The sequence below is a fragment of the Fodinibius sp. GM21 genome, from assembly GCF_058386955.1.
Map to the genome: position 1 here is coordinate 423236 of NZ_JBYEIQ010000001.1, position 15669 is coordinate 438904.

The window sequence follows — 15669 nt, forward strand, 5'->3', positions numbered from 1 at the left end:
AAAGAGTAATATAAATTACAAGTAATGAGCAGTTCGGTTAACGATAATTACGAAGCAGTTATTGGGCTTGAAGTCCACGCCCAGCTATTAACAGAAAGTAAGGCTTTTGCCCCGGTTTCAACAGAATTTGGCGGATCACCCAACACGCAGGTTTCACCGCTTTGTTTAGGGCACCCCGGAACGCTGCCGGTACTCAATGAAAACCTGGTGCGCTATATAATCAAGATGGGGCTGGCAACCAACTGCGATATTGCCCGTAAATCAATTTTTGCCCGAAAAAATTATTTTTATCCGGATCTTCCCAAAGGGTATCAGATTTCTCAATACGACACGCCCATTTGTCACGATGGACATATTAATATAACGACGGATGGAGTGGATAAGGAAATCGGCATAACGCGTATACATATGGAGGAAGATGCCGGTAAATCTATTCATGACCAGGATCCTTTTAATACATTAATCGACCTAAATCGAGCGGGCGTCCCTCTTATTGAGATTGTATCTGAACCTGATATTCGGACAGCGAAGGAAGCATATGAGTATTTGAAGCGTATCAAGCAGATTGTGCAGTATTTGGAAATCTGTGACGGAAATATGGAAGAAGGAAGTCTGCGCTGCGATGCCAATGTCTCAGTCCGACCGAAAGGACAAGAAGAGTTCGGTACGAGAACAGAACTCAAAAATATGAACTCTTTTCGCAATGTGGAGCGAGCTATTGAATTCGAGATTGAGCGTCAGATAGAGCTCATCGAATCAGGTGGACAAGTGGTACAGCAGACGTTGCTTTGGGATGCCAACAAGATGGAAACTCGTACAATGCGTTCGAAAGAAGAAGCTCATGATTATCGCTACTTTCCCGAGCCGGATATTCCTCCGGTAGTGGTAACAGACGAGATGCTTGAAGATATCAAGGAAGAGTTGCCTGAGATGCCTGATGTGCGCAAACAGCGCTTTATTGACGAGTTTGCGATGAGTAGTGATGATGCGCAAACGCTGACCGAAGATCGGTATCTTGCGGACTTCTACGAGGAAGTACTGCTCCATGCGGGGAATCCGAAAGCAGTTTCCAATTTGATATTAACGGAGGTCTTGCGCACGTTAAATGATCAGAGTATTGGCATTCAGGAATTTCCTATTTCTGCGGAACGGATTGCGGGGCTGGTGCAGCTGAGAGAGGATGACAAAATTAACTCTTCAGCAATGACAGAAATTTATAATGCAATGCTTAAGGAGGAGAAGTCTGCCGAAGAGTTGGCAAAAGAAATGAATCTGGTGCAGGTTTCAGATACTGATTTCTTGGAGCCCATCGTTGATGAAGTTATCGAACAGCATCCTGATGAGGTAAAGCGCTATAGAAATGGTAAAAAGGGGTTGATTGGCTTTTTTATTGGACAGGTTATGCAGCGTTCGCAAGGCAAGGCTAATCCGGAAATGGTACGTGAGATGATTTCGAACCGTCTGGAGCAAGAGTAATATAGTTATCAAAAATAAAAATATTCATTCCAGTAAAATATATGCTAACTAAAGTAAAGTGCTTTTTTATTGTTCTGGTTATTGGGGTAACCAGTTGGGGATGTTCAAGCGAGACCGAAACTAAAACAGCACATGTCTCGGGCAGTTTTACGGTTTCCGATTCAATAGACTCAAGCGGTGACTTTTCAGGTATTGGATTTACTATCATCAAAAAAGATTCTGCCAATGCAGATGCTGATACACTTTACCATGCTGTTACTGATTCTAATGGTAGCTTTTCGGGGATGGCGACATTTCAGGAAAAACGCAGGTATCCCTTAATTATAAGTCGCAATAATAGAAACTTGGCGCGGGGTGGTGTTATACTAGCTGAGGACGACTCTGTTTTTATTACCGGACAGCTCCCCAATATCAGCGGAACGCTGAATATTGCATCACGTGAGCATGATGCAATGGATACCTATCAACGGTTGGGCAAGAATTTTAGCCGCGTTATGCAGGTGGCACGGGCCGGACAGCTTAAAGGAGATACCCTGCGCGAGGAGCTCCAAAAATGGACCAATCTGTATTGGGATGTTTACGAGGAAGAAAAGGGGACTTTTGCATCAAATTTCGCTGCTCGGGAAGCAATAAAAATCCTTGAAAGTTTCGATAAGCCCCAAATGATGAACCGCATTCGAATGGTTGATGATCACGATGATTTAAGTGATCTGGGAGCTACTTTTGGCAAACGGTATATGGCCGAAACCAAGGGACTCGATTCGGCGCTGGTATATCTGGATTCATTAGCACAAACAACGGAATCAGAAAATAGTTCTAAGCATATTGCCCGTGAAAGGATAAAACTGCTTTACGACAGTGCCCGTGTAGATAAAGCGCAGCAGCATCTGACTGCTTTTAAAGAGAAATATCCCGAAGATTCAACCAGTAACTGGGTTGAGTCTATGAGTTATGATATTAACTACTTATCTCCCGGTGATACTATTCCCGAGTTTGAGTTTTCGCAGAATGGAAAAGTTATTAGCCGTGATTCGCTTTCCGGAACGCCTTATATCCTTGAGGTTACCCGGTTGAGTAATCAATTATATCAGGAGCAGTTCGACCGGACCGTCGTCATTCACAGCATCTACAAAAACTATGGACTGGAGGTTGTAACTTTACCGCTTGATGAAAGCAAGGTTACCGTTGAGGCCTTTTTTGAAGAGCGCGTAAAGCCATGGCCGGTGGCCGATGCCCAAGCCTTTAACCGTGAAGAATTGCTGAAAAAATTTAATATCCGATTGATACCTACTCGCTTCTTGGTGGATGAGAATGGACGAATAGTTAGGAAGTATGTGGGCACTGAATTTGAAGATGTAATACAAGGTATTCAGAAAATCATTAATAAAGATAACAACGAGGAACCTGCATCATGAGACGATTTTTAATTGCCGGAAACTGGAAAATGAATTGTGGACCCAAGGAGACATCAACCCTTCTTCAGGGCATAAAAGATAGTATCGAAAATATGCCTGACGCCGTTGATGGTTTGGTATGTCCGCCAACTATTTCGCTGACTACAGCCTCAGTTGAATTGCAGGATATTGGAGGTCTTGCCTTGGGAGCCCAGAATGTTCATTCCGAAGATAATGGTGCCTATACGGGAGAAGTAAGCACCGAGATGCTTAAGGAGGTAAATTGTGAATATGTGATTTTGGGGCACTCCGAACGCCGTCAATATTTTTGGGAAACCGATAAAACAGTAAATGCTAAGGTTAACAAGGCGTTGAATGACGGAATAAAACCTGTGATTTGTGTTGGGGAGTCTCTGGAACAGCGTAAGGCTAATGAGCACAAACTGCGAGTTAAGAAACAGGTACAGGCAGCTTTAATTGATGTAGAAGTTGAGGATGCTTCTAATCTTGTTATAGCTTATGAACCTATTTGGGCGATTGGAACTGGGGAAACGGCAACCCCTGACCAAGCGCAAGAGATGCATAAGATGATTCGGGAAGTTATCGCAGACCTATATACTGATGAAGCCGCTGATGAGATTCGTATTTTATATGGTGGCAGTATGAAGCCTCATAACGCTGAAGAACTTCTGGAGCAACCTGATGTTGACGGTGGTTTAATCGGCGGCGCTTCACTTAAAGCTGATAGTTTTACGGATATTATCAATATTGCGGATGAACTTTCGTAGTGAATCTATCCTCCTGAAAAATATTATTTGAACCGTTTTTGAATTTAAGTAACTCTAAATGATGAATGTATTACTATTGGGCAGCGGCGGACGTGAACATGCAATGGCGTGGAGTATTGCTAAATCAGATCATTTGGATGAACTTTTTATTGCTCCCGGAAATCCCGGTACTGGTCAGGTAGGGACCAATGTAGATCTTGCTCTTTCGGATTTTGAGGAGATTCTGGCATTTATTGAAGAAAAGGAAGTTGCGTTAACCATTGTGGGTCCTGAAAAGCCATTGGTTGACGGCATTACGGATTTCCTGGAAGAAAAGGGACACAAGGTCTTCGGACCATCAAAGGTAGCGGCTCAGCTCGAAGGCAGTAAAAAGTTTGCCAATGAGTTCATGAAAGAGAATCGCATTCCTACAGCCGACTTCCAAACTTATGGACGGGATGAGTTTGATAAGGCGTTGAAAGTAATCAAAAGTAAGGATGAGTACCCGGTTGTCCTGAAAGCTGACGGTTTGGCCGGTGGAAAAGGCGTCTTTATATGTGAATCAGCCGAGGAGGTTGAAAAACGTTTAAATGAGTTGAAAGAAGATGAGCGTTTTCAGGAAGCAGCTCAAAAGTTAGTTGTTGAAGAGTTTTTAAGAGGAGATGAGGCCTCGGTATTTGTAATATCGGATGGGAAAACCGCTAAAATCTTACATTATGCCCAAGATCACAAGCGCATTGGAGAGGGGGATACAGGTCTTAACACAGGTGGAATGGGTGCTTATTGTCCTACTCCTGTAATAGGTGATCGCATGCTTCAGCGAGTGGAGAAAGAGATTATATTGCCTACCATATCAGCTATGTTGTTGGATGAACATCCGTATAAAGGGATTCTATACTGTGGATTAATGATAACCGAAGACGGTCCCAAAGTTGTTGAATTCAATTGTAGGTTGGGCGACCCTGAAGCCCAAGCGGTATTGCCTTCGTTGGAATCTGATTTTTTGGAACTAATGACTGCTGCCGTGAATGAACAGCTGAATACCAAAGAGGTTAACATTGATGATAAATATCGCTGTTGTGTTGTTATGGCTTCAGATGGATATCCGCTGGATTACGAAAAGGGAAAAGAGATTACAGGGTTAGATGATGTGGCTGAGGATGCTCTTGTATTTCATGCCGGAACCAGGGGCGAGGACGGGAAACTTTATAGCGATGGGGGACGAGTTCTGAGCGTTGTTGGTGCGGGAGATACCCTTCAGGATGCTATCAAGAATACATATACAGAAGTAAAAAAGATCAATTTTGAAAATAAATATTTCCGATCTGATATTGGGACCAAAGGCCTAAAATACATCAGCTAAAGAAGGTCGGTTATAGTTATGATTCTTCCTCTTTTTCAGTTTGGTTAAGAAATAAATCAGGCAATTTACTGCGGATAATTTTATCCGTCCGTGTTTTGGGAAGCTTGTTCACCTGAATGATCTCTTTTGGGATCTTATAATCGGCAACCTCTTTTTTTAAGTATTCTTTAATAGATGTCGAATTGATGGGTTCCCCGTTTTTTGTGACTACAGCTGCTACAACTTTTTGGCCCCACTCCTTATCATTTATTCCGAATACCGCAGCGTCTTTGATATCTGCTAGCTCTTTGAGCTTGGATTCAATTTCAAAAGGAGATACATTTTCTCCCCCTGTTACTATACGGTCGGAACGACGGGAATCAATAAAAAGCTGATTATTGGCATTAAAGTAACCAAAATCACCCGTTCTAAACCATCCATTCTTATCAAAAAAATCATTGTTGTCCAGATTTAAATATCCATCAAAAACCTGTGGACCCTTAATCCAAATTTCGCCTGTTGTATTAATGCTGACTGCTTCTTCATTTTTATCACGTATTTGAATTTTATTGGGTTCAAATACAGTTCCTACACTTTTTAAGGGTCCATACGTACCACTGGGCTTAAGTATCGGGTTGGCTGCAATTTGAGCACAGGTTTCTGTCATTCCGTAGCTTGGAACTAATGGAATGCCTTTATCTCTACACTCTTTGACAAGATCTGTTTCGATAGGACCGCCCCCAAGCAAAATTGCCTTGAAGTTTTGATGGACAAAAAAACCGGATCGTTCCAGCAAACGTTTAAGCATCGTTGGAACCAATGATGCTGCCTGGAAAAGCTTGTTTTCGGTTAAAAAAGTAGTGATCATTTTGGGATGAAAGCTTTTCATCCTGAAGATAGCAGATCCATAAAGGAGAGAACGCAAAATGATTGAAATTCCGCCGATATGATTTAAAGGCAAACAGAGCAGCCAGAAATGATTCTTTCGAGGTTTAAAGTTTTCGGCTGACGCTTTTGCTGCAAAAAGCATCTGGCGTCGTTTGAGGGGGACAATCTTTGGAGTTCCTGTAGTGGTTCCCGAAGTAAAAAAATATCCAAAAACGGTATCTGGATCAGTATCAGGTGTATAGTTTTTGGCTTCAAAACCCAGTACGACTTCTATATCTAATGATCGGGTTAAATCAACCTGTTTAATATCAATGGTATTGGGATGATCAATTTCTGCCTGCAGTTCTTGAGTAGTAAAAACCAACCCGGGATCAACTTTTTGAAATTGACGATTAAGTTCATTCGAGGTGGCTTTGGTATTAAAAGAGACGAAGGGAATACCGAGATTCCAGCATGAGGTTAATGCAAAAATGAGCGTGTCTGAAGAGGGAGCAAGAAATCCTACCGGTTTTTTAAAATCGTGATCAAAATCAAAGAGGAATTGCAGAAAAAAACGTTCAAATTTTTTGAGGTCGCCATATGAATGCAGGCCAAAGCTGGATCCCAAAAAGAGGTCATCTTCTCGGGGCGCAGAAAATGTTGGTATTTGATCTGAATTACCCACTTCTAAAAAAGTTTTGTAAAAAGCTGTTGTTGATCAAAATTGATCACCGGTATTTTTCGGGAAGATAAATTAATGGATCCTGCTGTAATAACATTTTTTTCAGGAAAAACATCTTCTGCTAATAAAAAGCCGGTTGATAGGCCATGAGCTGTATGTGGTGTTCCTAATCCCGCTGCCAATAAGCCAGTAAAATATCGTCCAACGCTACTTTCAAGGCTTGTTGTAACTACTATTTTATTGTTATGAGTGTTTGCAAGCCGTTTTGTTTCAATGTTTTTTCGGAAACTGCCAATAACCATCGGTTTTATAATAAGATATTTTGTAAAAGGAAGTAAGTTGGGCCAGTACGAATATTGAGTGGTCGATTCGTCCAGGGCAATAGGCAGTGAGGTATGCTGGGATAACTCTTCAAGTATTGCCGGCGTGATCTCTTTCAGTGGTTCTTCACAATATTCGATATCCAGTTTGTTGAGTTGATTGCAGTGATCGAGTGCTTCATCAAAATCCCAGGCTTGATTAGCATCAACTCTAATAGTTAGATCCGGATATTTTTTTCTGATTTTTTGAAGTAATGTAAGTTCTTTCTCAAAAAAGAGTCCAATCTTGCATTTTATCGTATTGAATCCTGATGCAACTTCGCGTGCTACGTTTTTTAGAACGCTTTCAGCTTGTAGGGAAATCAAAGTATTGACTTCAACTTTGGGAGAGATGCCTGTAAACAAATAAGAGAGTAGTGATTTTTCATTCTCACGGGCTTCGATCTGGTAGGCAAGTGCATCCAGACCAAACTGCAGCGACGGTGGAATTTCTTCATCCTGATAAAATTCTTGAAGCTTGGTAATTGGATTTGGCTCGGCTAATTTTTTACTGATTATGCCTTTATGGGAATTCAGCAGTATTTGAACTGATTTGTAGGACTCGGTTGAAAATCCGGGCAAAGGTGCTGCTTCTCCGTATAGTTGATTGTCTCCTGTTTGATATGATAAAATAAACCCCCTGCGATGATGAAAGGTTTGGCCACTAGTTTGCAGTGGTTTTGAAAAAGGGATCTTATATGAATAGCAGGAAAATTTCATAAATGATCTGCAATAATTCCGACGCTAAATAAGATTCCATAAAGGGTCATAAAGCGAGCAGTATGCTCCAATACTTTGTTGAACCTGTGCTTGTCATCCCAGAACCAAACTTTATAAAGTTGCAAAAATCCATAAGGACTGACCAAAAAAGGAAGAAATATGGCAGCGTTATAATCCAGTTGAAAATAAAAATGAGGAGGTATAGCCAATGCTAGTAATAACATCAGCAGGTATTCCCATCGGAGGGCATCCTCACCAAAAATAACGCCGAGCGTATTCTTTCCGGCTATCTTATCCTGTTCAATATCGCGCAGGTTGTTGATGACTAAAATATTTGTTGCCAGTCCGCCAACAGCTAGTGAAGCCCAAAACGAAGCATTACTCCACTCCAAAGCATTTACATAATAAGTGCCCATCACGGCAACAATCCCAAAGAAAATAAAGACAAAAACATCACCGAGCCCATTGTAGCCGAGTGGAAAGGGACCGCCGGTATAAAGAACTCCAAAAATGAGGGATGAGATGCCAATCCAGAAGATAGCCCAGCCGGCATGCCAAACGAGGTATAACCCTAACAAAAAAGCTACTCCCATTGTTATGATGGTGGCATTGCGCATGGCATCAGTAGAAATGAGTCCTTTTGCAGTAGCACGTTCAAAGCCGATGCGCTCGTCGGTATCGGCTCCCTTCTTGAAGTCAAAATAATCGTTGGCAAAGTTGGTGCCTATTTGAATAAGAAAAGCACAAAGCAGGGCAACAATGGTAGCATCCCACAAAAATAGCTGATCACGAAAAGCTATGGAGGCACCAACACAGACAGGGACAAAAGCAGCCGGTAGGGTTTGGGGACGCGCAGCTTTGATCCAAATGCTCAGCCTTTCTGAATTTATCATGTATATAATGAAGGAAAAGTTGTGGAAAAAGTTTGGGTCCAATTATAGGAATAAATTCCTCGCTTAAAAAAACAAGCTATTTTGTTTTTTAGTTAAATTTATTTAGCCCAAAATAGCAATAAGGTTATTTTTGGTTAAAAAAGTTAAATATAAGTTCTTTAATACCTTCAAAAATAATATGTTAATAAAAAAATAATTAAAAAATTTGTGTTATCGTTTGTGTAACGATTATATTAAGGGCAGTTAAAAATTCTAACAACAACTACACTTATTATTACTCCAATGACAAAAGCAATGAGACGATACGATCCTTTGGCGGCTGCTCGAAACTGGTCACCCAAATCTAATGGTGAAGGACGAGAGGCAATGAACATTACCGAAATATTCGGTAAAAATACGTTTCAGCAGGAAGACCTTGAAGAGCGGCTTCCTGAGGCGATTTGGAAGGATCTGGAAAAAACAATTGAGGAAGGGGAACAACTAAACTCTGAAGTGGCCGATGCTGTTGCTGTTGCAATGAAAGATTGGGCAACTGAGAAGGGAGCTACGCACTTTACCCACTGGTTCCAACCGTTGACAGGATTAACCGCTGAAAAACATGACAGCTTCATTACACCTAATCAGGGAGGTGGGGCAATTGCCGAATTTTCGGGATCAGATTTGATTCAGGGCGAACCGGATGCTTCCAGTTTCCCGAGTGGAGGATTGCGACAGACCTTTGAGGCTCGAGGTTATACGGCGTGGGATCCGACATCTCCGGCTTTTATTATGGAAAATGATAATGGTTGTTACTTGTGTATTCCTACAGCATTTGCTTCATGGTCGGGCGAAGCGCTTGACCATAAAACGCCTATTTTGCGTTCGAATGAAACATTGGATAAACAGACAAAAAGGGCTCTTAAACTTTTTGATGTTGAGGCCAAGAGAGTTACGTCTACGGTAGGATGTGAGCAGGAGTATTTCTTGATTGATCAGGAGTTTTTCTATCGGCGTCCAGATTTGATGACGGCCGGCCGAACTTTGGTTGGTGCCAAGCCTCCGCGCGGGCAAGAGCTTGATGATCATTACTTTGGCACTATCCAGGAACGGGTATTGTCGTTTATGCTTGAAGCTGAAAAAGAACTGTATAAACTCGGTATTCCTGTTAAAACAAGACACAATGAGGTAGCACCCGGACAATTTGAAATTGCCCCCATTTTTGAGACGTGTAACATTGCTGCTGATCATCAGCAGTTAATGATGATTACATTAAAGCGAATGGCTCGTAACTACGGCTTTGAATGCTTGCTGCATGAAAAACCTTTTGACGGATTAAACGGGAGCGGTAAACACCTTAACTGGTCGCTAAGTACCAGCGAGGGTATGAACTTGCTTGAACCGGGTGATAATCCGCATGATAATATGCAGTTTCTGTTTTTCTTTACCGCAATTTTAAAAGCAGTTTATGAACATCAGGACCTGCTTCGCATCAGTATTGCACATGCCGGTAATGATCACCGCCTTGGAGCAAATGAAGCTCCGCCGGCTATCATTTCAGCGTATATCGGCGAACAGCTTTCGGATGTTATTGACCAGCTGTTAAATGGTGGTGCTAAGGAGTCTAAGCAGGGTGGACTGCTGGGACTCGGAACTCCTGTGTTGCCTTCGCTACCGAAGCATGCTGGCGACCGTAATCGAACCTCACCCTTCGCTTTTACCGGGAATAAGTTTGAGTTCCGTGCTGTAGGATCCAGTCAATCTATCTCATTCCCCATTGTTGTGTTAAATACTATTGTGGCCGATGCCATTGATAAACTTTGCACTGACCTTGAGGAGAAAGTTGAAGATGGCGAACCCTTGGAAGAATCGCTGGGTGAAGTAATTCGAGGAGCACTTTCCGACTCTAAGGATATCATCTTTAATGGGGATGGATATTCCGAGGAATGGGAAAAAGAAGCGGAAAAACGAGGGTTGCTTAACCTGCGTACTACGATGGATGCGCTTCCAAAGCTTACGGATGATAAAAATATCGATCTGTTTGAAAGACACCAGGTGCTCAATAAGCGTGAGATACATTCAAGGCAAGAAATATGGGCTGAACAGTACTTGACGACGCTTAATATCGAGGCTGATACAACCGAATCGATGGCAAAAACCATGATTTATCCTGCTGCAGTGCGATACATGAATGAGCTTGCCGATAATGTGGAGCGCATTGATGATATTGGTCTTGAAAACAGGGGATCACTTGAGATGTTGAAAAAGGTGAACAGCGGATTGAATGATCTCAATGATGCTTTAGAGGAGCTTCGAGAGATTGTTCTGCAAGGTAATGGAGAATCGGTCTTGGAAAGTGCAACGTATGTGAAGGATAATGTTCGACCGGCTATGGTAAAGATTCGAGATTCGGTTGACTATCTGGAACGTCATGTGGCAGATGACTACTGGCCGCTACCTATTTATAGGGAAATGCTGTTTGTTAAATAACGGCATTTGATTAACGGTTATTTATTCAGCCCCCAGGGTATGTATATCCCCGGGGGTTTTCTATTTGGTAGTTACTGTGTCTTTGTATGTATGGGATTATGAGAGAATGGATTTGTTTTTTGCAGATTTGTAATTATTTCAACAAAATGAGAAGGGTTTATAACTACGACTTTGAATTAATCAAAATATTATGCATAAAACAGGAAGGGGACTGCTTATAGCAATTGCACTAATAATGGGGTCCCAATACTTGGTACTGGCACAACAAGAAGATCCCCCGAAACTGTATGAGAAGATTGATGAGCAGACCGACGAAATATTTAATCAGGTTGTCGATTGGCGGCGCCACTTTCATCAAAATCCTGAGCTGTCGAATAGGGAGACGAAAACGGCTGAATATATTGCAGATTATTTGCGGGATCTGGGAATGAAAGTTGAAACAGATATCGCACACACCGGAGTAGTAGGAGTTTTGAAAGGAGACAAAAAGGGACCGGTTGTAGGTTTGCGCGCTGATATTGATGCATTGCCGGTAAAGGAACGGACTGATGTCCCCTTAAGTCTACAAAAACGACCACCTATCTAGGCAAAGAAGTGGGCGTTAGCCACGCCTGTGGACATGATGCCCATATTGCAATGTTGATGGGCGCAGCAAAAATTCTAACTGACATGAAGGAGGATCTGCAGGGTACGGTAAAATTTATTTTTCAGCCTGCTGAAGAGGGGGCACCTCCGGGAGAGCAAGGTGGAGCCGAATTGATGGTGAAGGAAGGAGTGCTGAAAAATCCTGATGTTGATGTAATATTTGGACAGCATATCAACTCACAGACCGAAGTAGGAAAAATTCGATATCGCCCGGAAGGTACGATGGCGGCCTCTGACCGTTTTGTTATTACCGTAAATGGAAACCAAACTCATGGATCCACCCCCTGGACCGGTGTTGATCCTATCGTAACTTCAGCAAAGATTATCGAGGGATTGCAATCGATAATCAGTCGCCAAACTGAGCTTACAAAAGCAGCGGCGGTAATATCAGTGGGGAAAATTGAGGCAGGGGTTCGTAATAATATTATTCCTGAGAAAGCGGAGATGATAGGTACCATTCGCACGCTCGATCCTGGTATGCAGGATATCATACATAAAAAAATACGTCATGTAGTAACAAAGACAGCAGAAAGTATGGGAGCGACTGCTGAGATTGAAATTGAAAAGGGGTATCCGGTGACCTATAATGATCCTGATCTGACCGAGCAGATGTTACCTACGCTGCAGGGCATTGCTGGTTCAGAAGATGTTATTTTATCGGATGCCATTACCGGGGCCGAGGATTTTTCATTCTTCCAAAAAGAAGTACCCGGCTTATACTGGTTTGTCGGAGGAATGCCTGAGGGAATGGAGCCTTCTGAGGCTCCTCCTCATCATACTCCTGATTTTTATATTGAAGAAGAAGGTATGAAGCTGGGTATAAAATCAATGGTTGGTCTTACCGTTGATTATATGAATCATTATAACAGTCAGTAGCTGGATAATCAGCCCCGCCTTGTCAAACAAAGTGAGCGGTATTTTTGTTGTAGCATTATGCAGTCGCAATTTTTTGCGTTAATCATATCCTCATTAGAAAAATAACAACAATACGTTTCTGAATTCGTATCACTAATGGTCTTATTGTACAAAATATAAGCTGTTAGAATTGACGATCAGTACCCGTATATTCCACCAAAATAAATTACTAACAAATTTTATTTATTCTTGAATTATCAATCCCCACAATACAGTCCTAATACGCAACTCTCGATATTTCCTCCGGCAGTTAAACATCTGCTGATTATAAACTTACTGGCTTTTGTAGCATTAAGTACTCCTGTAGTGTCAGAGTATTTATTTACCTATGGAGCACTTTGGCCCATTGGTTCCGGACGATTTGGTGTTTGGCAACTTGTCTCATACATGTTTCTGCATGCAGGATTTGGACATATCTTTTTCAACCTCTTTGCACTGTGGATGTTCGGACAGGCTATCGAAAATTTTTGGGGTACCAATCGCTTTGTAGTCTATTATTTTTTAACTGGCATTGGTGCTGCTTTGCTGCACATGCTTATAGGCGGAGGGGGTGCTCCTACATTGGGGGCATCGGGAGCTGTCTATGGAATTCTTCTGGCTTTTGGGATGATGTTTCCCAACCGTCCAATTATGCTACTATTTCCACCTATTCCTATAAAAGCTAAGTATTTTGTTGCCATTTTTGGTGCTATTGAACTCATCAGCGGGTTAACAAGAGCCAACTCTGGTGTGGCTCACTTTGCGCACCTGGGAGGGATGCTTGTAGGCTTTATCCTGATAAAATATTGGGGATTAAAAAGTGAAGAATCTTACTACTAACAGGATATTTTTGTTAACTTTACTCTATGCAGCAACAGCATTAATTGCGGACGACCAATATGTATAACGACTCTTTCGGTAACTCAGTAAAGCGCGGCTATTGGGGATTGCCGGTGGCAATTCGTGTGATAATTACGATTAACGTAGCCGTTTTTATCCTCCAAACGCTGCTGAGTATTTTTAGTCCTGCCTACAGTAATTTATTTATTGATGCGTTTGCCTTTTATCCCGAGTGGCAGACCGCACTTTTTCAGCCCTGGAGAGCAGTTACCTATATGTTCTTACACGGAGGGGCGTTTCACCTGCTTTTTAATATGCTTTGGCTTTGGTGGTTGGGTCGTTCAGTTGAAGAATCGATTGGGCCCCGGACGTTTTCGGTCTTATTTTTTGGCGCCGGTATCGGCGGAGCGTTATTTAATATTATTGCGGCACCGGTATTGGGGTTCAATCCTGTAATTGGTGCCTCGGGTGCAGTTTACGGTATCATGGTTGCATTTGCGATGTTGTATCCTACCATGCCCATTATGCTTATTTTCTTTCCACCCATTCAGGCACGCTATGTAGTAGCCGGCCTCATTGCCATTGATGCTTTACTGTTGGGATCATCAGACGGTACTGCCCGAATTGTACACTTGGCCGGCGCTGGCATGGGTTATTTGTTGATGAAATATCATCGGCAGGGGAACGACCTCAGTCGCTGGGTATTACCAATTGAACAGTTTTGGTATCGCTTAAAAGGAACCTATCAAAAGAAGAACTCCAGTCCTAAAAATAAGAATATGTATTCTGTTTCTGATGTGGAAATTGTAGATGAAACGGATCAATCTGAGCTTGATGCTATTTTGGAAAAAATTTCTCAGAAGGGGTACGATGGTTTAACGGATGAGGAAAAGCAAAAACTCTTTGAGCTTAGCAAGAAAAATTAAATAGTACAATTTGAATGATTTTTACCGTACCTATGGTTCATTAGGGTACGATAAGAAAAAGGAATAAAGATATTATGTCTCACATAAAGCGAAGAGATTCTATTCAGGTAATGGTTGGCGATGTACCGGTAGGCGGAGGTGCGCCTATTGTGGTGCAGTCGATGACGAACACCGATACCTCTAATGTTGATGCTACTGCAGAGCAGATTAAGTACTTGCATAGAGAAGGGTCGGAAATTGTTCGTATTACTGTCAATAATGATGCTGCGGCAAAAGCAGTCCCCAAAATTAAGGAAAAACTGCTTGCTGAGGATGTAACGGTACCTATTGTCGGTGATTTTCATTACAACGGCCACAAGCTGTTGGTCGATTATCCTGAAGCGGCACAAGCTTTATCAAAGTTTCGCATCAATCCGGGCAACACCGGTACAAAAACGCGGGATGAGAACTTTTGTACTATTGTTGAGCAAGCAATAAAACATGATAAACCGGTTCGTATTGGAGTGAATTGGGGTTCGCTGGATCAGAAGTTATTGGCTAAGAAAATGGATGCCAACAGTGAACTCGAAGCGCCCAAGTCGTCCAAACAGGTCATGTTGGACACGATGGTTGAAAGTGCACGACGATCTGCCGAACTGGCCGAAAGCGTGGGACTTGCATCCAATAAAATTGTCATCAGCTGTAAAATGTCGCATGTACAGGATGTTGTGCATGTATATGAACGCATTGCCGAACTGCTTGATTATCCGTTACATGTAGGCCTTACCGAAGCAGGAATGGGCATGAAGGGAACAGTTTCAAGTACGGCTGCGCTTTCGGTATTATTGCAACAAGGAATCGGCGATACGATTCGTGTTTCGCTTACACCTAAACCGGGCGGAGACAGGGCCAAAGAGGTAAGAATCTGCCAACAGATTCTGCAATCACTGGGTATTCGTAATTTTGTTCCGCAAGTGACAGCCTGCCCCGGTTGTGGACGTACAAACAGTACCTATTTCCAAGAGCTTGCCGATGAAATACAGGATTATCTGCGCGAAATGATGCCGATCTGGCGCGATGTGTATCCCGGTGTAGAGGAGATGAATGTGGCGGTTATGGGATGTGTGGTAAACGGACCCGGTGAATCGCGTAATGCTAATATTGGTATTTCACTGCCCGGTACATTCGAAGAGCCAAAAGCACCCGTTTATATGGATGGTGATCACTACAAGACGCTACGCGGTGAAGGTATTGGCGAAGAATTTCGAAATATCCTGGATAATTATGTGATGCGTAATTATGGACAAACCAACGGGGAAGAAGAAAATGAACCCGCAGAAGAGGCATCCACATAACTGCAATTACGTTACTCCCATGGTCAAAAGGAAGTCCCTTTTCTTGTTCATTTTGCTTGCTGCA

The 15669-nt window shown here is 42.4% G+C and carries 11 protein-coding genes and 1 pseudogene; 9 read left to right on the plus strand and 3 right to left on the minus strand.

Annotated features, from left to right (window positions below):
* Nucleotides 1-24 precede the first annotated feature (24 nt).
* The 4 genes from gatB to purD are packed head-to-tail and all read left to right on the plus strand — an operon-like array spanning nucleotide 25 to nucleotide 5000.
* Nucleotides 25-1476, plus strand: coding sequence for an Asp-tRNA(Asn)/Glu-tRNA(Gln) amidotransferase subunit GatB (gatB, locus tag ACT3IB_RS01630; RefSeq protein WP_491537275.1), 1452 nt, complete (start codon nucleotides 25-27; stop codon nucleotides 1474-1476).
* A 41-nt stretch (nucleotides 1477-1517) separates the two neighbouring features.
* Nucleotides 1518-2891 (plus strand): TlpA family protein disulfide reductase, encoded by a 1374-nt coding sequence (locus ACT3IB_RS01635; protein ID WP_491537276.1) that lies wholly within the window; start codon nucleotides 1518-1520, stop codon nucleotides 2889-2891.
* Nucleotides 2888-3658 carry a triose-phosphate isomerase gene (gene tpiA, locus ACT3IB_RS01640; protein ID WP_491537277.1) on the plus strand — a complete coding sequence of 257 codons (771 nt, stop codon included), beginning with the start codon at nucleotides 2888-2890 and terminating at the stop codon, nucleotides 3656-3658. Before ACT3IB_RS01635 ends, tpiA begins: the two co-directional genes overlap by 4 nt.
* Nucleotides 3659-3716: 58 nt before the next feature.
* Nucleotides 3717-5000: a phosphoribosylamine--glycine ligase gene (gene purD / locus ACT3IB_RS01645; protein ID WP_491537278.1), complete on the plus strand. Its 1284-nt coding sequence runs from the start codon at nucleotides 3717-3719 to the stop codon at nucleotides 4998-5000.
* Nucleotides 5001-5016: 16 nt separating this feature from the next.
* Here purD and ACT3IB_RS01650 read toward each other — a convergent pair whose 3' ends face one another.
* The 3 genes from ACT3IB_RS01650 to ACT3IB_RS01660 are packed head-to-tail and all read right to left on the minus strand — an operon-like array spanning nucleotide 5017 to nucleotide 8500.
* A complete protein-coding gene (locus ACT3IB_RS01650) occupies nucleotides 5017-6531 on the minus strand; it encodes an AMP-binding protein (RefSeq protein ID WP_491537279.1) in 1515 nt (504 codons plus the stop codon).
* A 2-nt stretch (nucleotides 6532-6533) separates the two neighbouring features.
* A complete protein-coding gene (gene menC, locus ACT3IB_RS01655) occupies nucleotides 6534-7607 on the minus strand; it encodes an o-succinylbenzoate synthase (RefSeq protein ID WP_491537280.1) in 1074 nt (357 codons plus the stop codon).
* Nucleotides 7604-8500, minus strand: coding sequence for a 1,4-dihydroxy-2-naphthoate polyprenyltransferase (locus ACT3IB_RS01660; RefSeq protein WP_491537281.1), 897 nt, complete (start codon nucleotides 8498-8500; stop codon nucleotides 7604-7606). Before ACT3IB_RS01660 ends, menC begins: the two co-directional genes overlap by 4 nt.
* A gap of 294 nt (nucleotides 8501-8794) precedes the next feature.
* Here ACT3IB_RS01660 and ACT3IB_RS01665 point away from each other — a divergent pair, with 294 nt between their 5' ends.
* The 5 genes and pseudogenes from ACT3IB_RS01665 to ispG all read left to right on the plus strand — a co-directional run bounded on the left by ACT3IB_RS01665 (nucleotide 8795) and on the right by ispG (nucleotide 15605).
* Entirely contained in the window at nucleotides 8795-10966 is a 2172-nt protein-coding gene (locus ACT3IB_RS01665; RefSeq protein WP_491537282.1) for a glutamine synthetase III family protein, read from the plus strand.
* A 235-nt stretch (nucleotides 10967-11201) separates the two neighbouring features.
* A pseudogene (locus ACT3IB_RS01670) lies at nucleotides 11202-12487 on the plus strand (amidohydrolase).
* A gap of 228 nt (nucleotides 12488-12715) precedes the next feature.
* Entirely contained in the window at nucleotides 12716-13345 is a 630-nt protein-coding gene (locus ACT3IB_RS01675; protein WP_491537283.1) for a rhomboid family intramembrane serine protease, read from the plus strand.
* Nucleotides 13346-13404: 59 nt separating this feature from the next.
* Nucleotides 13405-14271, plus strand: coding sequence for a rhomboid family intramembrane serine protease (locus ACT3IB_RS01680; RefSeq protein ID WP_491537284.1), 867 nt, complete (start codon nucleotides 13405-13407; stop codon nucleotides 14269-14271).
* A 74-nt stretch (nucleotides 14272-14345) separates the two neighbouring features.
* Entirely contained in the window at nucleotides 14346-15605 is a 1260-nt protein-coding gene (gene ispG / locus ACT3IB_RS01685) for a flavodoxin-dependent (E)-4-hydroxy-3-methylbut-2-enyl-diphosphate synthase (protein WP_491537285.1), read from the plus strand.
* The last annotated feature ends 64 nt before the right edge of the window (nucleotides 15606-15669 follow it).

Bases quoted from the DNA above. Each gene is read 5' to 3' on its own strand.
- gatB (WP_491537275.1), top strand. From the start codon at position 25: ATGAGCAGTTCGGTTAACGATAATTACGAAGCAGTTATTGGGCTTGAA.
- ACT3IB_RS01635 (WP_491537276.1), top strand. From the start codon at position 1,518: ATGCTAACTAAAGTAAAGTGCTTTTTTATTGTTCTGGTTATTGGGGTA.
- tpiA (WP_491537277.1), top strand. From the start codon at position 2,888: ATGAGACGATTTTTAATTGCCGGAAACTGGAAAATGAATTGTGGACCC.
- purD (WP_491537278.1), top strand. From the start codon at position 3,717: ATGATGAATGTATTACTATTGGGCAGCGGCGGACGTGAACATGCAATG.
- menC (WP_491537280.1), bottom strand. From the start codon at position 7,607: ATGAAATTTTCCTGCTATTCATATAAGATCCCTTTTTCAAAACCACTG.
- ACT3IB_RS01660 (WP_491537281.1), bottom strand. From the start codon at position 8,500: ATGATAAATTCAGAAAGGCTGAGCATTTGGATCAAAGCTGCGCGTCCC.
- ACT3IB_RS01665 (WP_491537282.1), top strand. From the start codon at position 8,795: ATGAGACGATACGATCCTTTGGCGGCTGCTCGAAACTGGTCACCCAAA.
- ACT3IB_RS01680 (WP_491537284.1), top strand. From the start codon at position 13,405: ATGTATAACGACTCTTTCGGTAACTCAGTAAAGCGCGGCTATTGGGGA.
- ispG (WP_491537285.1), top strand. From the start codon at position 14,346: ATGTCTCACATAAAGCGAAGAGATTCTATTCAGGTAATGGTTGGCGAT.